The 18345-nt window shown below is 60.4% G+C and carries 18 protein-coding genes; 8 read left to right on the plus strand and 10 right to left on the minus strand.

Annotated features, from left to right (window positions below; genetic code table 11):
- Positions 1-36: 36 nt before the first annotated feature.
- Positions 37-921 carry a methylisocitrate lyase gene (gene prpB, locus J3P81_RS16945; protein ID WP_030137801.1) on the minus strand — a complete coding sequence of 295 codons (885 nt, stop codon included), beginning with the start codon at positions 919-921 and terminating at the stop codon, positions 37-39.
- Positions 918-1631: a GntR family transcriptional regulator gene (locus tag J3P81_RS16950; RefSeq protein ID WP_434559926.1), complete on the minus strand. Its 714-nt coding sequence runs from the start codon at positions 1629-1631 to the stop codon at positions 918-920. Before J3P81_RS16950 ends, prpB begins: the two co-directional genes overlap by 4 nt.
- A gap of 276 nt (positions 1632-1907) precedes the next feature.
- Between J3P81_RS16950 and J3P81_RS16955 the strand changes: the two genes are divergently transcribed.
- The 4 genes from J3P81_RS16955 (at position 1908) to pabB (ending at position 6589) form a co-directional block, all read left to right on the plus strand.
- Positions 1908-2444 carry an ATP-dependent zinc protease family protein gene (locus J3P81_RS16955; RefSeq protein WP_420767248.1) on the plus strand — a complete coding sequence of 179 codons (537 nt, stop codon included), beginning with the start codon at positions 1908-1910 and terminating at the stop codon, positions 2442-2444.
- 5 nt (positions 2445-2449) lie between these two features.
- Entirely contained in the window at positions 2450-3982 is a 1533-nt protein-coding gene (locus J3P81_RS16960; RefSeq protein ID WP_420767247.1) for an inactive transglutaminase family protein, read from the plus strand.
- Positions 3982-4968: an alpha-L-glutamate ligase-like protein gene (locus J3P81_RS16965; RefSeq protein ID WP_039593716.1), complete on the plus strand. Its 987-nt coding sequence runs from the start codon at positions 3982-3984 to the stop codon at positions 4966-4968. The genes J3P81_RS16960 and J3P81_RS16965 overlap by 1 nt, the downstream gene beginning before the upstream one ends.
- Before the next feature lie 277 nt (positions 4969-5245).
- Positions 5246-6589, plus strand: a complete 1344-nt coding sequence (pabB, locus tag J3P81_RS16970) for an aminodeoxychorismate synthase component I (RefSeq protein ID WP_434559928.1) — start codon at positions 5246-5248, stop codon at positions 6587-6589.
- A 103-nt stretch (positions 6590-6692) separates the two neighbouring features.
- On the opposite strand, the gene thrH is transcribed toward pabB, so the two are convergent.
- Positions 6693-7310 (minus strand): bifunctional phosphoserine phosphatase/homoserine phosphotransferase ThrH, encoded by a 618-nt coding sequence (thrH, locus tag J3P81_RS16975; protein WP_434559930.1) that lies wholly within the window; start codon positions 7308-7310, stop codon positions 6693-6695.
- Positions 7311-7482: 172 nt separating this feature from the next.
- Between thrH and J3P81_RS16980 the strand changes: the two genes are divergently transcribed.
- The 3 genes from J3P81_RS16980 (at position 7483) to J3P81_RS16990 (ending at position 10995) form a co-directional block, all read left to right on the plus strand.
- On the plus strand, positions 7483-8226 hold the full coding sequence (locus J3P81_RS16980) for a phosphoadenylyl-sulfate reductase (RefSeq protein ID WP_420767244.1): 744 nt from the start codon (positions 7483-7485) through the stop codon (positions 8224-8226).
- A 451-nt stretch (positions 8227-8677) separates the two neighbouring features.
- Complete coding sequence (locus J3P81_RS16985; RefSeq protein ID WP_434559932.1) at positions 8678-10207, plus strand: NCS1 family nucleobase:cation symporter-1; 1530 nt, start codon at positions 8678-8680, stop codon at positions 10205-10207.
- 59 nt (positions 10208-10266) lie between these two features.
- Positions 10267-10995, plus strand: coding sequence for an aspartate/glutamate racemase family protein (locus J3P81_RS16990; protein WP_420767243.1), 729 nt, complete (start codon positions 10267-10269; stop codon positions 10993-10995).
- Positions 10996-11119: 124 nt separating this feature from the next.
- Here the strand turns inward: J3P81_RS16990 and J3P81_RS16995 are convergent, their stop codons facing one another.
- Complete coding sequence (locus tag J3P81_RS16995; RefSeq protein WP_434559934.1) at positions 11120-12043, minus strand: LysR family transcriptional regulator; 924 nt, start codon at positions 12041-12043, stop codon at positions 11120-11122.
- Between the two features lie 125 nt (positions 12044-12168).
- Between J3P81_RS16995 and J3P81_RS17000 the strand changes: the two genes are divergently transcribed.
- Entirely contained in the window at positions 12169-12915 is a 747-nt protein-coding gene (locus J3P81_RS17000) for a 3-oxoacyl-ACP reductase family protein (RefSeq protein WP_420767241.1), read from the plus strand.
- A gap of 40 nt (positions 12916-12955) precedes the next feature.
- On the opposite strand, the gene J3P81_RS17005 is transcribed toward J3P81_RS17000, so the two are convergent.
- The 6 genes from J3P81_RS17005 to J3P81_RS17030 all read right to left on the minus strand — a co-directional run bounded on the left by J3P81_RS17005 (position 12956) and on the right by J3P81_RS17030 (position 18109).
- Positions 12956-13651 carry an HAD-IA family hydrolase gene (locus J3P81_RS17005; protein WP_420767240.1) on the minus strand — a complete coding sequence of 232 codons (696 nt, stop codon included), beginning with the start codon at positions 13649-13651 and terminating at the stop codon, positions 12956-12958.
- A 199-nt stretch (positions 13652-13850) separates the two neighbouring features.
- Positions 13851-14222: a hypothetical protein gene (locus J3P81_RS17010; RefSeq protein ID WP_434559936.1), complete on the minus strand. Its 372-nt coding sequence runs from the start codon at positions 14220-14222 to the stop codon at positions 13851-13853.
- 85 nt (positions 14223-14307) lie between these two features.
- On the minus strand, positions 14308-14511 hold the full coding sequence (locus tag J3P81_RS17015) for a hypothetical protein (protein WP_420767238.1): 204 nt from the start codon (positions 14509-14511) through the stop codon (positions 14308-14310).
- 42 nt (positions 14512-14553) lie between these two features.
- Positions 14554-14727 carry a hypothetical protein gene (locus tag J3P81_RS17020; RefSeq protein WP_434559938.1) on the minus strand — a complete coding sequence of 58 codons (174 nt, stop codon included), beginning with the start codon at positions 14725-14727 and terminating at the stop codon, positions 14554-14556.
- A gap of 120 nt (positions 14728-14847) precedes the next feature.
- Positions 14848-15264, minus strand: coding sequence for a glycine zipper domain-containing protein (locus J3P81_RS17025; protein ID WP_420767236.1), 417 nt, complete (start codon positions 15262-15264; stop codon positions 14848-14850).
- A 655-nt stretch (positions 15265-15919) separates the two neighbouring features.
- On the minus strand, positions 15920-18109 hold the full coding sequence (locus J3P81_RS17030) for a response regulator (protein WP_434559940.1): 2190 nt from the start codon (positions 18107-18109) through the stop codon (positions 15920-15922).
- Between the last annotated feature and the right edge of the window lie 236 nt (positions 18110-18345).

Below are 18345 nucleotides of genomic sequence, written 5' to 3' on the forward strand. Positions count from 1 at the left end.
TGTCTCCATTTTCTTGAATTTGTAGGGAGTCGCGCCTTACTTCTTCGCCGCGAACAGCGCATCGAGCTTCTGCTCGAAGGTGTGGTAGTCGATGCGATCGTAAAGCTCCATTCGGGTCTGCATGGTGTCGATGACATTCTGTTGCGTGCCGTCGCGACGGATGGCGGTGTAGACGTTTTCGGCCGCCTTGTTCATGGCCCGGAAGGCCGACAGCGGGTAGAGCACCAGGGACACGTCGGCCCCGGCGAGTTGTTCGGTGGTGTAGAGCGGGGTCGCGCCGAATTCGGTGATGTTGGCCAGGATCGGCGCTTTCACGCGGCTGGCGAACAGCTTGTACATTTCAAGTTCGGTGATGGCTTCGGGGAAAATCATGTCGGCGCCGGCCTCGATGCATGCGGCGGCGCGGTCCAGCGCCGATTCCAAGCCTTCCACCGCCAGGGCGTCGGTACGGGCCATGATCACGAAGCTGTCATCGGTGCGGGCATCGACGGCGGCCTTGATGCGGTCGACCATTTCCTGCTGCGAGACGATTTCCTTGTTCGGGCGATGGCCGCAGCGCTTGGCGCCGACCTGGTCCTCGATATGAATCGCCGCCGCGCCAAACTTGATCATCGACTTGACCGTGCGCGCCACGTTGAACGCCGAGGAACCGAAACCGGTGTCCACGTCCACCAGCAACGGCAAGTCGCAAACATCGGTGATGCGGCGCACGTCGGTCAGCACGTCATCCAGGCCGGTGATGCCCAGGTCCGGCACGCCGAGAGAGCCGGCTGCCACGCCGCCACCCGATAGGTAGATCGCCTTGAAACCGGCGCGCTTGGCCAGCAGCGCGTGGTTGGCGTTGATCGTGCCGACCACTTGCAGCGGATGCTCGCTGGCGACCGCATCGCGGAATCGCTGGCCTGGAGTGCTGTTGCTCATGACTCACCTCGTTCAGTGGCGGCGCTGTCCTGGAAATGACGCGCAATGTTGCGTTTGGACGCGCCGATGTGCCGGCGCATCAATAATTCAGCCAGTTCGCCGTCACGGTCGGCGATGGCATCGAGAATCCGATGGTGCTCGGCAAAAGCCTGGCGCGGACGGTTGGGCGTGGTGGAGAACTGGATGCGGTACATGCGCACCAGTTGGTACAACTCGCCGCAGAGCATCTGCGTCAGGGTGCGATTGCCGCTGCCCTGGATAATCCGATAGTGGAAGTCGAAGTCGCCTTCCTGCTGGTAATAGCCGACACCGGCCTGGAACGCCGCATCCCGCTCGTGGGTTTCCAGGACCCGGCGCAGTTCGTCGATTTCCTCCAGGGTCATGCGCTGCGCCGCGAGGCGACAGGCCATGCCCTCCAGGGACTCGCGAATTTCATAGAGCTCCAGCAGCTCGGCATGGCTCAGCGAGACCACTCGTGCCCCGACATGGGGGATGCGCACCAGCAGGCGCTGGCCTTCGAGGCGATGGATCGCCTCGCGCAGCGGCCCACGGCTGATGCCGTAGGTACGGGCCAGTTCGGGCTCGGAGATCTTGCTGCCCGGGGCGATATCGCCCTTGACGATGGCAGCCTGGATGCGTCGAAAAACGTTCTCGGACAAGGTCTCGACATCGTCTTGGACGAGGACCGGCGTTTCGAGCTGATCGAGCATATTGTCGACACCTTTGAAATCAATACGGCAAAAACTAAACGTATAACCCTCAAAGGTCAAAGCAAAAAACCATATTGTCGACAATCGTCTAATAACGCGTGCTGACATAACTTGCCGCTTCGAAGTATCGTAGCCCCGGCCAGCGGTGGCGTCAGAAAACCACCGTGCTAGAATGCCGCCGCATTTGCCACTCTTCTATATAGAGAAGGCACCTAGGGAGCTTGTGCAGTAATGCCAGGGCCTGAACCGAAAACGGAACGCTGCGCACCAGGATTTATGACACTCAAGCCCTTATCCGCTGCCTTTTGCTTTATGTGCCTGCCGGGGCTCGCCGCGGCGGGGGAAAAAACCGTGTACGGCCTCAACGAATATGCGGCGCTGCAGGGCATTGACCTGGAGGTTGCCGCCAAGCTGGACACCGGTGCCAAGACGGCCTCGCTCAGTGCCCGCGACATCAAGCGCTTCAAGCGCAACGGCGAATCCTGGGTGCGCTTTTACCTGGCGATCGACGCCGCCCATTCGCACCCCATCGAACGCCCGCTGGCCCGGGTCAGCAAGATCAAGCGCCGCGCCGGTGACTACGACCCCGAAGAAGGCAAGAAGTACACGGCCCGGCCGGTCATCGAACTGGACATCTGCATGGGCTCGGCCCTGCGCAGCATCGAAGTGAACCTGACCGACCGCAGCGCCTTTCAATACCCGTTGCTGATCGGCTCCGAGGCGCTTAAACGCTTCGACGCGCTGGTCGACCCCAGTCTCAAATACGCAGCCGGCAAACCCGCCTGCGCCAATGCCGCTCACACCGCAGAGTAATTCCAATGCGCTCCCTTACCCTCCATTTGAAAATGCTGATCGCCATCCTGGTGGTGCTGGGCCTGTCGGTAACGGCCTATCAGATTTTCGTGCTCGGCATCCCGGTGACCGAAGACGCCACCGATGATCTCTGGAATATCGATGCCAAGGTCGAATTCGTGCCCAACGCCAAGGATCCGGTGAAGATCCAGATGTTCGTGCCCCCCTTGAGCCGCGACTATGTGAGCCTCAACGAGAGCTTCATTTCCAATAATTACGGCGTGGCGGTGAACCGGGTCGACGGCAACCGCAAGGTGACGTGGTCGGCCCGTCGCGCCAAGGGCAACCAGACCCTCTATTACCGCTTGGTGCTGACCAAGCGCTACAGCGCCGAGAAAACCAAGGTCAAGGGCCCTACCTTCCGCGACAGCATTGCCGTCGAAGGGCCGGAAAAACTCGCCGCCGAAGCACTGCTCGCGCCGATCCGCCAGCATTCGGCAGACGTCGAGACCTTCATCAGCGAAGCGATCAAGCGGGTCAACAACCTCAACGACGACAACGTCAAGCTGTTGCTGGCCGGTGATCCTTCGTCGGCCAACAAGGCACGCATCGTTGAATTGGTGCTGTCCATTGCCCACGTGCCGGTGGAAAAGGTCCACACCATCCGCCTGGTGGCTGACCAACCGCAGACACCCGAGCTGTGGCTGCGCAGTTTCAACGGCACCGATTGGCTGTATTTCAACCCGGATACCGGCGAGCAAGGCCTGCCCACCGACCGTTTGCTGTGGTGGACCGGCGATGAGAACCTGATCACCGTCGATGGCGGCAAGAAAGCCACCGTCACCTTCAGCATGAACAACAGCGAAATGAACGCCATTCGCCTGGCCAAGCTGACGGATGAGAACACTGACGCCAACTTCCTCGAATATTCCCTGTACGGCCTGCCGCTGCAGACCCAGCAAACCTTCATGATCATGGTGATGATCCCCATTGGCGTGCTGGTGATCCTGGTGCTGCGCAACCTGATCGGCCTGCAAACCCTGGGGACCTTCACCCCGGTGCTGATCGCCCTCGCCTTCCGCGAAACCCAACTGGGTTTCGGCATCATACTGTTCACGGTGATCACCACGCTGGGCCTGTCGCTGCGTTCGTACCTGGAGCACCTCAAGCTGCAAATGCTGCCGAGGCTCTCGGTGGTGCTGACGTTCGTGGTGGTGCTGATCGCCGCCATCAGCCTGTTCAGCCATAAGTTGGGCCTGGAACGCGGCTTGTCAGTGGCGCTGTTCCCGATGGTGATCCTGACCATGACCATCGAACGCCTGTCCATCACTTGGGAAGAACGCGGCGCCGGCCACGCGATGAAAGTCGCCATCGGCACCTTGTTCGCCGCGTCGCTGGCGCACCTGATCATGAGTGTTCCTGAGCTGGTGTACTTCGTGTTCACCTTCCCGGCGATCCTGCTGATCCTGGTGGGCTTCATGCTGGCCATGGGTCGCTATCGCGGCTACCGCCTGACCGAGCTGGTTCGGTTCAAGGCCTTCGTCAAGGCTGACTCCTGATGTTCGGCCTCTGGAAGACCTGGAAAGCCCTGGAAGCCCGGGGCATCATGGGCATCAACCGGCGTAACGCCGACTACGTGCTCAAGTACAACAAGCGCAGCCTGTACCCCATCGTCGATGACAAGATCATCACCAAGGAACGGGCTATCGCCGCCGGCATTCATGTGCCGGAGCTGTACGGGGTGATCTCCACCGAGAAGGAAATCGACAAGCTCGACGAGATCATCGGCGGGCGCACCGACTTCGTGATCAAGCCGGCCCAGGGCGCCGGCGGCGATGGCATCATCGTCATCGCCGATCGCTTCGAAGGCCGCTACCGCACCGTGTCCGGCAAGATCATCAGCCACGAGGAAATCGAGCACCACGTCTCGAGCATCCTCACCGGCCTGTATTCCTTGGGCGGGCACCGTGACCGGGCGCTGATCGAGTACCGCGTGACGCCGGACCAGATCTTCAAGAGCATCAGCTACGAAGGCGTGCCGGACATCCGCATCATCGTGTTGATGGGCTACCCGGTGATGGCCATGCTGCGCTTGCCGACCCGTCAGTCCGGCGGCAAGGCCAACCTGCACCAGGGCGCCATCGGCGTCGGCGTCGACCTCGCCACCGGCCTCACCCTGCGCGGCACCTGGCTGAACAACATCATCACCAAGCACCCCGACACCACCAACGCGGTGGATGGCGTGCAGTTGCCCTACTGGGACGGCTTCATGAAACTGGCCGCCGGTTGCTATGAACTGTGCGGGCTGGGCTACATCGGCGTAGACATGGTGCTGGACCAGGAAAAAGGACCGTTGATCCTCGAACTGAACGCCCGCCCCGGGCTGAACATCCAGATTGCCAACGACTGCGGGCTGACCCTGCGCACCCATGCCGTGGAAGCACGCCTGGAAGAGCTCAAGGCCCGAGGCGTGATCGAAACCGTGGAAGAGCGCGTGGCGTTTGCCCAGGAATTGTTCGGGCACATTCCGCCGGTTGAGGGGTGAAGCTGAGGATGAAAACCGAAGCTGAAGGTTGAACCCTGTGGCGAGGGAGCTTGCTCCCGCTGGGTTGCGCAGCAACCCCAAAGCCCAGCACCTCGGTGTATCAGAATGATCGCGCTCAACTGCCCAGGGGGCCGCTTCGCTGCCCAGCGGGAGCAAGCTCCCTCGCCACGGGTCTCATTGAAGCTTCAGACCTGTTCAATACCGACATCCCTCTAGGAGCAATTCCTACAGGGGATTACAATCGCCACCCCGCCTGAACGGCCGACCCACCCCGCCCATGCCAACCTGCTTCGTACACCCGCTGCCCTACCGCGCCAACCCCGCCGATTATTTCGCGGCGATCCGCCATGCCCCGGGAAGCGTGCTGCTCGACAGCGGCCGGCCGAGCGCCGAGCGGGGGCGTTATGACCTGCTCAGTGCCTGGCCGCTGGAACAACTGGCGGTGCTGCCGGATGAAAGCGGTGGCCATTTCCTACAGCGTCTTCGGATGCATCTAACGCAGCTGGGCCACGCAGAGCTACCTGGCACGGTGCAATTGCCCTTCGCTGGCGGCCTGATTGGCTACTTGAGCTACGACTTCGGCCGACACCTCGAAGCACTGCCGTCCCATGCACACGATGACCTGCAACTGCCCGACGCACGTTTCGGCCTGTACGACTGGGCATTGATTACCGATCACCAGGCCGCTACCAGCCAACTGGTTTTCCATCCCCATTGCGGCGAAAGTGAACGCCGACGTTTGATTGAACTGTTCAGCCAGCCGCTCGCGGCGCCTGCCAAGGCGTTCAGTCTTGAGGGCCCAATGGCGCCCGACCTCAGCGCTGAAGCCTATAAGCAGGCATTCGAACGTATCCAGGCGTATATCCAGGCCGGCGATTGTTATCAGGTCAACTTTGCCCAGCGCTTTCGCGCCCGGTGCCAGGGCGATGCGTGGGCCGCTTACCAGGCGCTGCGGGCGGCCTGCCCGACGCCTTTTTCCGGTTTCCAGAGCCTGCCGGAGGGCGGCGCGGTACTGAGCCTGTCGCCGGAGCGTTTCGTCAAGGTCAGCGAAGGCCACGTCGAAACCCGCCCGATCAAGGGCACCCGACCCCGCGGCACAACGCCCGAGGAAGACACGGCCCACGCCGCCGAACTGCTGGCCAGCCCCAAGGACCGAGCGGAAAACCTGATGATTGTCGACCTGCTGCGCAATGACCTGGGCCGCACGTGCCGCATCGGCTCGGTGCGAGTGCCGGAGCTGTTCAGCCTGGAAAGTTATCCGAACGTGCATCACCTGGTCAGCAGCGTGACCGGCGAACTGGCGGATGGCAAGGACGCCTTGGACCTGATCGCTGGTAGCTTTCCCGGCGGCTCGATCACCGGCGCGCCGAAAATCCGCGCCATGCAGATCATCGACGAACTCGAACCGACCCGACGCGGGTTGTATTGCGGCTCGCTGCTGTATCTGGATGTGCGCGGGGAAATGGACAGCTCGATCGCCATCCGCAGTTTGTTGGTCAAGGATGGACAGGTGTGTTGCTGGGGCGGTGGTGGGATTGTCGCGGATTCAGATTGGCAGGCGGAATATCAGGAGTCGATGACCAAGGTGAAGGTCCTGCTCGAAACCTTGCAGAACCTGTAAACCCTGTGGGAGCGAGCCTGCTCGCGAAGGCGGTGGTTCAGCCAGCATTGATGTTGACTGACAAACCGCTTCGCGAACAGGCTCGCTCCCACACTGAGAAGTGTTACAGGCCGAGGGGGCGGTTCGAAGCCTTGATGAATTCCTGCTTCAACTCGGCAAACGTATGCACCGCCGGGAATTGCGGGAACTCGCGGATGACGTTTTCAGGCGCATGGAACAGTATCCCAGCGTCGGCTTCGCCCAGCATAGTGGTGTCATTGTAGGAATCTCCCGCCGCGATCACCCGATAGTAAAGGCTCTTGAAGGCAAGGACCGACTGACGCTTGGGATCTTTCTGACGCAGCTGATAGCCAGTCACTCGCCCGCCGTCGTCGGTGATCAAACGATGGCAGAGCAGCGTCGGGAAACCCAGCTGACGCATCAGCGGTTGGGAGAACTCGTAAAAGGTGTCGGAAAGAATCACCACCTGGAACCGCTCCCGCAGCCAGTCGACGAATTCGATGGCGCCGTCCAGCGGCTGGAGGGTGGCGATGACTTCCTGGATATCGGAGAGCTTGAGACCATGCTCGTCAAGGATGCGCAACCGTTGCTTCATCAGCACGTCGTAGTCGGGAATGTCCCGAGTGGTTGCCCTGAGGGATTCAATCCCGGTTTTTTCAGCGAAGGCGATCCAGATCTCCGGGACCAGCACACCTTCCAGGTCGAGACAGGCAATTTCCACAAGACACTCCCATTTTTTGATGTTTATCGGTTGAGCGAACAAAAGGCTTGCCGACTCTAGCCATTCGTCGAAGCCCGCGCAACGCACAGGAGCGCGCCAGCCCCCGTTGCTTTTGTTACCATCAGCCCCATATAGAGCGCCCAGCGCCACCGACCTGTAGGAAACCGCCCTGATGAGCCCATCGTTTGACGTCGTGGAACTCGCCACGACCTATGCCAACAAGTCCCCCCAAGACATCCTCAAGCTGGCCTTCGCCGAATTCGGCGATGACCTGTGGATATCCTTCAGCGGCGCCGAAGACGTGGTGCTGGTGGACATGGCCTGGAAACTGAACAAGAACGTCAAGGTGTTCAGCCTCGACACCGGCCGCCTGCATCCGGAAACCTATCGTTTCATCGACCAGGTCCGCGACCACTACAAGATCGACATCGAATTGATCTCGCCCGACCATACGAAACTGGACCCTTTCGTTAAGCAAAAAGGCCTGTTCAGTTTCTATAAGGACGGCCATGGCGAATGCTGCGGCATCCGCAAGATCGAGCCGTTGCGGCGTAAACTGACCGACGTGCGCGCCTGGGCCACCGGCCAGCGTCGCGATCAGAGCCCTGGCACCCGCAGCCAGGTGGCGGTGCTGGAAATCGACACGGCATTCTCTACGCCCGAGCGCACGCTGTATAAGTTCAACCCGCTGTCGCAGATGACCAGCGAGGAAGTCTGGGGTTATATCCGCATGCTCGAGCTGCCTTATAACAGCCTGCACGAACGCGGTTTTATCAGCATCGGCTGCGAGCCATGCACCCGCCCCGTCCTGCCGAACCAACATGAGCGCGAGGGCCGCTGGTGGTGGGAGGAAGCCACGCAGAAAGAATGCGGGCTGCACGCCGGCAATATCATCGCCAAATCCAAGACTGTTTAGTCCTTCCTCATTTTCTGTACACAAAAATGTCACTTCAGGTGCCATTTTTGTGTGCATGCCCCGCTTGAATGCCCCTAAAAGTTACACCGACTCTAAAACCCTACCTGCTGCCTCCCCCGCTTGACGCTAGCGTTGAAAATAAATACCTGTTCGAACGGTCAAATTTTACCTTCGATATTTCAGGCGGTTACTTGCAATCCATAACAAACCGAAATCAACGACCTATTCGTTAGATCCTGAAGTGGCATATATCTGGCTTAAGACGACCAGCGTTTTGTATACAAAGACCAAACAAAATACACACACTTTTCGATCCGCAAGCCTGAAGCGCCCTATCCCGTACAGGCTGCAGATGCCCCGTAACCAATGATGCTCGCCGCCGCGACGAAGATCTGCCGAGCCTCGCGCTCATGCACAGTCACCGTGGCCCGAGACTCTGGAGCCTGCCGGAATGCGTACAAGTCTTTCTAATAACATCGCGCTGGATCTGCCCTCCCCAACCACTGCGCTCGAAGAACGAGCAGCAGCTCCTCTCGCCTTGAGCCCCAGATTGCATAACAAGGATTTAGCGCCAACCAAGGCCGAAGGCCGGCGCTGGGGTCGCTACAGCATCTTTGCCCTGTGGACCAACGACGTACACAACATCGCCAACTATTCATTCGCCATCGGCCTTTATGCCCTGGGCCTGGGCGGCTGGCAGATCCTGCTATCCCTGGGGATCGGCGCGGCATTGGTGTATGGCTTCATGAACCTGTCCGGCTACATGGGGCAGAAAACTGGAGTACCTTTTCCCGTCATCAGCCGGATCAGTTTCGGTATCCACGGCGCGCAGATTCCTGCGCTGATCAGGGCCGTTATCGCCATCGCCTGGTTTGGTATTCAGACGTACCTGGCTTCAGTGGTATTTCGCGTGTTGTTGACCGCTGTCCACCCTGGGTTCGCCGAGTACGACCAGAACTCCATCCTCGGGCTGTCGAGCCTGGGTTGGGTGTGCTTCGTGGCCATCTGGTTCGTGCAACTGGTGATCCTGGCCTACGGCATGGAGATGGTCCGGCGCTACGAAGGCTTCGCCGGGCCGGTAATTCTGGTGACGGTCGCGGCACTTGCCGGTTGGATGTATCTGCAGGCCGACGCAACCATTGCCTGGTCGATCCGCGAGCCCCTGACCGGAGGCGAGATGTGGCGCAACATATTGGCGGGCGGTGCGCTGTGGCTGGCGATCTATGGCACGCTCATCTTGAATTTCTGCGATTTCGCCCGCTCGTCGCCGTGCCGCCGAACCATCGTCGTAGGAAACTTCTGGGGCTTGCCGGTGAACATTCTGGTGTTTGCCGCCATTACCATCCTGTTGTGCGGTGCGCAGTTCCAGATCAACGGCCAGATCATCGAAAGCCCGACCCAGGTCATCGCCTCGATTCCCAATACGTTCTTCCTGGTGCTTGGCTGCCTGGCCTTTTTGATCGTCACCGTGGCGGTGAACATCATGGCCAACTTCGTCGCCCCGGCGTTCGTGCTCAGCAACCTGGCGCCCAAGTACCTGACCTTCCGCCGCGCGGGGTTGATCAGCGCCGCCATTGCCGTGCTGATCCTGCCGTGGAATCTCTATAACAGCCCGCTGGTGATCGTGTATTTCCTGTCCGGCCTCGGCGCCCTGCTCGGGCCGCTGTATGGCGTGATCATGGTCGACTACTGGCTGCTGCGAAAAGGCCGCATCAACGTGCCGCAACTGTACAGCGAGGACCCAAATGGTGCGTATTTCTACAGCAACGGGGTCAACCTGCGGGCGGTGGCGGCGTTCATTCCAGCGGCACTGATCGCGATTGTCCTGGCGCTGGTGCCCGGCTTCGACAGCATTTCACCATTTTCCTGGCTGATTGGCGCTTCGATTGCAGGGTTGTTGTACCTGATCATCGCCAAGCGCGAGCCGCACTACGAGGACGTAAGCGGCGAATCCATCGCTGTGGATAACGTCAACCATTAATCCATAGAGATGGCTCGTCAGGTACGGGCCTCCTGTTTTTCGTTCAAAAGGAATAGCTCATGCGAATTCTAGTGGTCAACGTCAACACCACCGATTCCATCACCCAGGCCATTGCCCGACAAGCCCAGGCCGTCGCCGCGCCGGGTACCGAGATCATTGGGCTCACGCCGCATTTCGGTGCCGATTCCATCGAAGGCAACTTCGAGAGCTACCTGGCGGCCATCGCCGTCATGGACCGGGTGATGTCCTATGACCAACCCTTCGATGCGGTAATCCAGGCCGGCTACGGCGAGCATGGTCGCGAGGGCTTGCAGGAGTTGCTCGACGTGCCGGTGGTGGATATCACCGACGCTGGCGCCAGCACCGCCATGTTCCTGGGCCACGCTTACTCGGTCGTCACGACGCTCGACCGCACAGTGCCGCTGATCGAAGATCGTCTCAAACTCTCCGGCCTGTTCGATCGCTGCGCCTCGGTGCGGGCCAGCGGCCTTGCGGTATTGGAGCTTGAAGAGGACCCGCAACGGGCGGTGGAAGCGATCGTGCAGCAGGCCGAACTGGCGGTAAGGCAGGACAAGGCGGAAGTGATCTGCCTGGGCTGCGGCGGCATGGCCGGGCTCGATGAGCAGATCCGCCAGCGCACCGGCGTGCCGGTGGTCGACGGGGTGACCGCGGCCGTGACGATTGCCGAATCGCTGGTGCGGCTGGGGTTGTCCACCTCTAAGGTGCGCACCTATGCGACACCTCGGCCGAAGAACATCATCGGCTGGCCGGGGCGGTTTGGGCGGTGAGTGTGCGGCTCTAGACCGTGGCGCGCTCCCACATGGATTCCAGCGGCCACACAAACTGTGTTATTGCGAAATCCTGTGGGAGCGAACTTGCTCGCGACTGGAGCCAACTCGGTCAACGTCCAGATCAGACCGCGCTGAACCGCCGAGCTAACCCCTGTTCGCCAAACTGCTCAATGATGAAGTCCACGAACGCCCGAGTCTTGCCTGGCAACAGTTTATGCTCAGCGTAATAGATGGAAATGTTGCCATCATCGACGTACCAGTCCGGCAGGACCCGTTGCACGGCGCCGCTGTCGAGGAAGGGAAGAGCTACTGGCATGCTGACCAGACCGATGCCCAACCCCTGAGCCGCGGCGGCGCAATCGGCCTCTGAATCACTCATTGTCATGCCGGGTTTAAGCATGAGCGGGCTATGTTGTTGGTCGCGGCTGGTCAATTGCCATGAACGGACACGCCCGGTTTGGGGCGAACGAATAAGAATGCCTCGATGGTGCGCCAGATCCCCGGGCTCGATGATCTCTGGATATTTCTGCAAATAATCGCCTGACGCAACCAGCACCCGGTGGGCCACGGCCAATTTTCGAGCAACGACGCCCTGAGGCAACTCAAAACCGCCGCCGATAGCCGCGTCGAAGCCCTGGCCGATCAAGTCCACCTGCCGGTTATCGAAATGCCAATCCGGGCTGATCGCCGGGTACCTGCGCAGCAATTCCCCCAACAACGGCACGACATACAACCGCCCGAACGCCGTGCCCATGCTCACTTTCAGCGTTCCCGCCGGTTGTCCGCCGGCGCTGGCCAGGTTGGCGACGGCATTCTGGATGGTGTTGAAACTGCTGCCAACTTCTCCTAGAAACAACTGGCCGGCTTCGGTCAGCCTCAAGCTGCGGGTGCTGCGCTGGAACAGGCGCACCCCCATCCGCGCCTCCAACTTGGCGACGCTTTTACCCACCGCTGCCGGGGTCACGCCCAAACGTCGTGCCGCCTCGGCAAAGCTGCCGACTTCGGCGCTGCGAACAAAACATTCGATACTGCTGAAACTCTCCATGGCGCCCACTACCAACTTTGGGTTTACACAGACTATATCAACGAAGGTCTACCCAGCCGATAGCCTAGTCTTGATACTCGCCCCATCACCGCGGCACCTCGCCCCGGCACCTTCTGGAGAACATCATGAATACCCAAGCACTGAACGGCAAAGTCGCATTGGTCCAAGGCGGTTCCCGTGGCATCGGCGCCGCCATCGTCAAGCGCCTGGCTGCGGAAGGCGCGGCAGTCGCCTTTACCTACGTCAGCTCTGGCGCAAAATCCGAAGAACTGCAGAACAGCATCACTGCAGCGGGCGGCAAGGCCCTGGCCATCAAGGCTGACAGCGCCGACGCCGACGCCGTGCGCAACGCCGTCGCCGCCACCGTCGAGGCTTTTGGCCGCCTGGATATCCTCGTCAACAATGCCGGCGTGCTGGCAATGGCGCCGCTGGATGAGTTCAAGCTGGAAGATTTCGACCAGACCCTGGCCGTCAACGTGCGCAGTGTGTTCGTCGCCACCCAGGCCGCCGCGCGGCACATGGGCGAAGGTGGCCGGGTCATCAACATCGGCAGCACCAACGCCGATCGCATGCCCTTCGCTGGAGGCGCCACGTACGCCATGAGTAAATCCGCGCTGGTAGGCCTGACCAAAGGCCTGGCCCGTGACCTAGGCCCAAGGGGCATCACCGTCAACAACGTGCAGCCCGGCCCGGTGGACACTGACATGAACCCGGCCGACAGCGACTTCGCCTCCAGCCTGATAGACCTCATGGCGGTTGGCCGTTACGGCACGTCGGAAGAAATCGCCAGCTTCGTTGCCTACCTCGCGGGCCCGGAAGCTGCCTATATCACCGGGGCCAGCCTGACCATCGACGGCGGTTTCGGCGCTTGATCCGAGGCAACCCGCAGGGCTGCACAGCAGCCCTTTCGCATCAAGCCCATTCCAGTTCCGGCAAACCGCACAGGCTTGGCTGGAACAGTTTGAGCGATCGGATGATCGCATCGGCGTGGGCGTACTTTTCGTCGGCCATGGCCGAATCCGGAATAGCGATGGCGGTCATGCCCGCCGCTTTCGCCGCCGTGACGCCGAACGGGGAATCCTCGAAGACCAGGCAATCGCGAGGATCGACGCCCAGGCGTCGGGCCGCGGTGAGGAAGATATCCGGAGCGGGCTTGGCCGCACCCACTTCCGGATCATCTGCGGTCACGATGCAGTCGAACAACGCGAACCAGTCCCGATGCAGGGTGGTTTTCAGCTCGAACGATGGGCGAGCCGAACTCGTCCCTACCGCAATCGGGATGTGGTGAGCCTTCAAATGCCGCACCAGCTCCTCAGCGCCAGGCATCCCCATGGCATGAGGAAAACGCTCGCGCATCAAGGGTTCGCGAATGGTCAGGAATTCTTGGGGGGTGATTGGCAACTCCAGCGCCTGGACAACGTAGTTGGCCAGGTCCGTGGCGCCACGCCCGATGATGTTCTGCTTGACGCTCCAGTCGAAGGTGCGCCCGTAGCGCTCGGCAATGATGGACGTGACTTCGGTATAGATGCCTTCGGTGTCCAGCAGCAAGCCATCCATGTCGAAAATCACGGCCTTGATCGGGCCAAACTTTTTCAGCGGTGCATTCATCGCATCTGATCCGTTATCAACTCAGCATTTCAGGGATGGCTCAGGTGCGCCCGGCGCAACGTATTCGCCTTAAAGGATTCAGCAGAATAACGAGGCGCGCTCGATACAGGCAATGGAAAATTTTGGTAGGACGGTGACGGGGGATTGGCAACTGCAACCCCCCGTCACGAACAGTTGGGATGATCGACGGGAACGTGCGTCAGCTGCCGGAACCACCTGAGCCGGAGCCCGACCCGCCGCCGCTTGAGCTACCGCCGCTACCGCTGCTGCTGCCGGTCCCACTGCTTGAGCCGGAACCGCCGCCCATCGTGCTGCCGCCGCTGGTGGAACCGCTACCGGTTCCCGGGCTGGTGCTGCTGCCGCTGGCATCACCACCGTTGCCTCCACCCACGGAGCCGGGTGGCAGGGCGTTGCCGGTGGTGTCGGTGGTGGATCCCGCATCCATCTGCGTCGAAGGCGGCATGCCTCCCTTGTCCACGGGCGCGTTGTCCGACGATTGGGCGAAAGCCGCCAGTGAACTGGCGCAGAGGACTCCGGCGAATGCCAGAGCCGTCAGGTTTGACTTCATCATGGTCAATCTCCTTTTCAGATGATTACTTCATGTCAGGCAACCCTGGCGCGCCGATGGTGCCGCGAAATCGACGGGCGGATGACGATCAGCTGGGCGTGCCCGAAGCGTCGTCACCGGCGATGTCCGGATCGTCCGGCGTCGCCTCGACATCCTGATCATCGCTTGGCACCTGCTCGACTCCAGTGTCGTCGTCATCAGGGGGTCGCTGGTCGCGGCTTAGCGGGTCGGTGGGTGAACGCAGCGGATATTCCGGCGTCTCGTCGTCGGGTACGGGCGTATCAGCAGTCATGGCAACCTCTTGGTATTTGCAATAAGCGCAAGCAAGACGGACTTATTTGTAGGACTCATCCTCAACCTCGGCATCTTCATCGTCGATCAAGGGAACCTGAGCATCATCCATCAGGGAACCAGGGTCTTCGTTACCCGGATCGTTGACGCCCGGATCGTTGATGAAGGGAACACCCGACGGGCCCTTTTCTTCCTTGCCTTCAGTTTCCGGCGTCATGACACACCTCCAATCACACGTGAATGTATGAATTCGAGGCGATAGAAAGCTAATCGTTCCGGGTAAATGCCCATAAGAAAAAACCGGCGCTGGGCCGGTATTTTCAATGCGTGGATTCGCTCAGCGATGCTTTTTCTTGTGCTTGTGCTTGTGCTTCTTGCCGCCCGAGTGTCCATCATTATCGTTGGACAGGTTGCTGCCCAGCGCACCGCCTGCCGCCCCACCAATGCCCGCGCCGATGGTGGATCCGGTCGATCCGCCCAAGCGGTTGCCAACGATCGAGCCACCCGCCGAACCCAGCCCACCACCGATGGCTGCTTCCGTACGGCTGCCCTTGCGCGCGCCCACCGCACTACCGGCCGCACCGCCGACACCCGCGCCAATCGCGGCGCCAGTGCTGCCGCCCATCTGTTGGCCAACCACATTACCCAACACACCGCCCAGACCACCGCCAACCGCAGCAGTACCGTCGCCAGCGGCCATCGCGCCCTGAGCGAGCACAAGCCCAAGCGCCAAGGTGGACAAAGTCAAACGCATGATAAAAACCTCAAGAATGCCGCATCGGGGGAAAAGGCCGGCGCGCGCGGGCGCGAGTGTACGCCAAACCGCGACAGCCATGGCGGTTGGACCACAAGCAAGGGGGTAGTTTTATGACAGGCAAAAAAAAGCCCGCTGGGGAAACGGGCAGGTACTGCTTTCTAACGGATGAGCTGAGACTACGCGACCGACTGTGAAAGAAACGTGAAAGCAAATCTCTGTAGGAAAAAAATGAAAAATCTCAGGAAACGTCCCGTTTTTACGAAACGAACGGGCGAAAAAAAGCCCCATTCGATGAGGGGCTGCGCTGACGATTATTTCCTGACGGGTATTCGGGGCAGGAATTTGGCTTTTTCCCCTCGCTGTACCTTGGATACTCTCGTCTTGATGGACTTGATCGGCTCGTCGCCGAAATCCGATCGATAGGCCGACTGACCACACTGTAGACCTTCGTTGACCGGATACGCGGCGCCATTTTCCTCGCTGTACTGTGCTCCCATCGCATTTCCCCTTTTGACGAAGCCGATACCGGCAACAACGATTGCCTATAAATATCGACTTTCACGTCAGTGAGACTAGCGGGTCATCAACAGACTGCCTGTCCGCAACCCGCCCTGACCGACGAACGGAACCCACTGTTTCAAAAAGGAAACACTCACTCCGCGCCCAGTATGGTGCGGCTCAGAACCCTGGAGACCTGATCAGCCGAATAAGGTTTGGACAGAAACTCGAAACCTTCATGTCCGCTTCGAGCCAGCTCCTCGCTGTAACCAGACGTCAACACCACCGGCAGCTCCGGGCGACGCTTGTGCAATTCCCTCGCCAGGGCGATTCCGCTGATGCCGGGCATGACGACATCGGAGAATACGGCGTCGAACCTCGTCGCATCCTGGCCAATCATCTCCAACGCCTGCTCGGCATTGGTCGCCCAGGCCGTTTCGTATCCCAGGTCTTGCAGGATCTGGTTGGCGAAACGCCCCACTTCCAAGTTGTCTTCCACGATCAATACCCGACGCCGGCCCTTCTCCAGCACCATAGGCGTGGTTTCCTCGCGTTTGGGCGCCTGGACTCCTTCTGGTTCGACTTCCGGAAGATACAGCGTAAAGACGGTGCCCTTACCGACGACGGTGGAAACATCGACGTTGCCTCCCGACTGCTTGGCGAAACCAAATACCTGGGACAACCCCAGCCCCGTGCCCTTGCCCACTTCCTTGGTGGTGAAGAACGGTTCGAAAATATGCTCGAGTATTTGCGGGTCGATTCCCGTCCCGGTGTCCTCCAGGGCGATGGCGGCGAAGGCCTGCCCTGCCCCGGCATGGCCTCGGATCGGCGGCATGCTGTGCCCACAATCGAGCCTCAACCACAACGTTCCCTGGCCGTTCATGGCATCCCGGGCGTTCAAGGCCATGTTGATCAGCGCCGTCTCGAACTGGCTCAGATCCGCGCGGATGTAGCAAGGCTGTTCACACAATTGGACCTTGACGTGGATGCGCGCCCCCGTGACCGTTTCCAGCATGTCCCCCAGGCTCTGGACTTGCTTGCCCACGTCGATGATTTCCGGCTTCAACGGCTGTCGCCGTGCAAACGCGAGTAACTGGCTGGTCAGCTTCGAAGCCCGCTCCACCGTTTCGGAAACCGCGACCATGTAGCGCTGCCGGCGCTCGTCGGACAGGTTGGGCATGCGCAGGAAGTCGACCGAGGACCGGATGATGGTCAGCAGGTTGTTGAAGTCATGGGCCACGCCACCGGTGAGCTGGCCGATGGCTTCGAGCTTTTGCGACTGGCGAAGCGCCGCTTCGGTCTGTTGCAGCCGCGTCGTGCGCTCCTCGACCCGTTGTTCCAGGGTCGCGTTCAGTTCGGCCAGTGCCGCCAGGCCTTCACGCACCGCGGCGTCCGCACGGGCGCGTTCGATGTGGGCCCAGCAGCGCTCGGTGACCTCCATCAGCAACGTCAGGTCGTTCGACGTCCAGGTTCTCGGTGTTTTGTCATGGATCGCCATCAGCGCCGTCAAGCGACCATCCTTGATCAGCGGGACGCAAATGGTGGCCGCGATGCCTATCGACTGGAACGCAGCCGCTTCCTCAGGCGCCAGCTCCGTCAGGTTGTCGTTGATCACCAATGGCTTGCCGGCCCGCAGATTGGTGACCGCCAACCGGCCGAAATCCAGCAGACGGTAATGCCCGATGATGCTGGGCGAACCAGCCCTCGCCCAATCGCCACGAATCGTGAAGCCATCCTCGTCCTCATCCATATCGGCATAGGCGCAGTTGGACAGGTTGAGGTGCGCCGCGAGAATGCGCGCGGTGGTCGCCATGATCGCCTGCGGATCCGTGGCATTGGCCACGGCACTGCCAATGGCATCGAGCACCGCCAGGCGTTGGGTCATGAGCACCGTGGAAGTCGTCTCGGTGACCGTGTCCAGCATACCCACGACCTTGCCGAACTGATCCCGGATGGGGCTGTAGCAGAACGTGAAAAAAGCTTTCTCGGGGCCACCGCCACGTTCGATGACCAATGGAAAATTCTCGATATAGGTCGCTTGTCCCTCGAAGGCCGCGCCCACGATCGGCCCGATATCGCTCCAGGCTTCCTGCCAAACCTGATCGAACGGACGGCCCAATGCTTCGGGTTTGCTACCGAGGATGGGCAAGAACGCATCGTTGTACAGCATGACCAGCTCGGGGCCCCAGACGATTGCTTGGGGAAAATGGGACGCAAAGCTCAGCGCCACGGTGGTCTTGAGCACATCTGGCCATTTTTCGAAGGGTCCGAGGGAGGTGTCGTTCCAATCGTGACGGCGCACCCTTTCAGCCATTTCTCCATAGCTCTGGAGCCAATCTGTCATTGCGTTCGATCCTTCTGGCACGCCAATACCCAGCGAGGGGAAAAGCTTGTGACCCCAGGCAGGGCCGTATTATCCCGCGCGGGGTAGGAAAGTGCGATTGGATTGTGGGATGTGTCGGGCTGCAATTACCCAACAAATGACGATTCTCGACCGAAAGGCTACAGCAACGTCCTACAAACCAACGAAAGTGGCGGGCTTTCGCCTCCTCTGGCGACCAGTACGCATCGTCGGATCAA

This window comes from Pseudomonas sp. R1-6 (genome assembly GCF_051132115.1).
Lineage (GTDB): Bacteria > Pseudomonadota > Gammaproteobacteria > Pseudomonadales > Pseudomonadaceae > Aquipseudomonas.

What these genes read in the sequence shown, in the direction of transcription:
- prpB (WP_030137801.1), bottom strand. Translation starts at nt 921, where the DNA reads ATGAGCAACAGCACTCCAGGCCAGCGATTCCGCGATGCGGTCGCCAGC.
- J3P81_RS16950 (WP_434559926.1), bottom strand. Translation starts at nt 1,631, where the DNA reads ATGCTCGATCAGCTCGAAACGCCGGTCCTCGTCCAAGACGATGTCGAG.
- J3P81_RS16955 (WP_420767248.1), top strand. Translation starts at nt 1,908, where the DNA reads ATGACACTCAAGCCCTTATCCGCTGCCTTTTGCTTTATGTGCCTGCCG.
- J3P81_RS16960 (WP_420767247.1), top strand. Translation starts at nt 2,450, where the DNA reads ATGCGCTCCCTTACCCTCCATTTGAAAATGCTGATCGCCATCCTGGTG.
- J3P81_RS16965 (WP_039593716.1), top strand. Translation starts at nt 3,982, where the DNA reads ATGTTCGGCCTCTGGAAGACCTGGAAAGCCCTGGAAGCCCGGGGCATC.
- pabB (WP_434559928.1), top strand. Translation starts at nt 5,246, where the DNA reads ATGCCAACCTGCTTCGTACACCCGCTGCCCTACCGCGCCAACCCCGCC.
- J3P81_RS16980 (WP_420767244.1), top strand. Translation starts at nt 7,483, where the DNA reads ATGAGCCCATCGTTTGACGTCGTGGAACTCGCCACGACCTATGCCAAC.
- J3P81_RS16985 (WP_434559932.1), top strand. Translation starts at nt 8,678, where the DNA reads ATGCGTACAAGTCTTTCTAATAACATCGCGCTGGATCTGCCCTCCCCA.
- J3P81_RS16990 (WP_420767243.1), top strand. Translation starts at nt 10,267, where the DNA reads ATGCGAATTCTAGTGGTCAACGTCAACACCACCGATTCCATCACCCAG.
- J3P81_RS16995 (WP_434559934.1), bottom strand. Translation starts at nt 12,043, where the DNA reads ATGGAGAGTTTCAGCAGTATCGAATGTTTTGTTCGCAGCGCCGAAGTC.
- J3P81_RS17000 (WP_420767241.1), top strand. Translation starts at nt 12,169, where the DNA reads ATGAATACCCAAGCACTGAACGGCAAAGTCGCATTGGTCCAAGGCGGT.
- J3P81_RS17005 (WP_420767240.1), bottom strand. Translation starts at nt 13,651, where the DNA reads ATGAATGCACCGCTGAAAAAGTTTGGCCCGATCAAGGCCGTGATTTTC.
- J3P81_RS17010 (WP_434559936.1), bottom strand. Translation starts at nt 14,222, where the DNA reads ATGATGAAGTCAAACCTGACGGCTCTGGCATTCGCCGGAGTCCTCTGC.
- J3P81_RS17015 (WP_420767238.1), bottom strand. Translation starts at nt 14,511, where the DNA reads ATGACTGCTGATACGCCCGTACCCGACGACGAGACGCCGGAATATCCG.
- J3P81_RS17020 (WP_434559938.1), bottom strand. Translation starts at nt 14,727, where the DNA reads ATGACGCCGGAAACTGAAGGCAAGGAAGAAAAGGGCCCGTCGGGTGTT.
- J3P81_RS17025 (WP_420767236.1), bottom strand. Translation starts at nt 15,264, where the DNA reads ATGCGTTTGACTTTGTCCACCTTGGCGCTTGGGCTTGTGCTCGCTCAG.
- J3P81_RS17030 (WP_434559940.1), bottom strand. Translation starts at nt 18,109, where the DNA reads ATGACAGATTGGCTCCAGAGCTATGGAGAAATGGCTGAAAGGGTGCGC.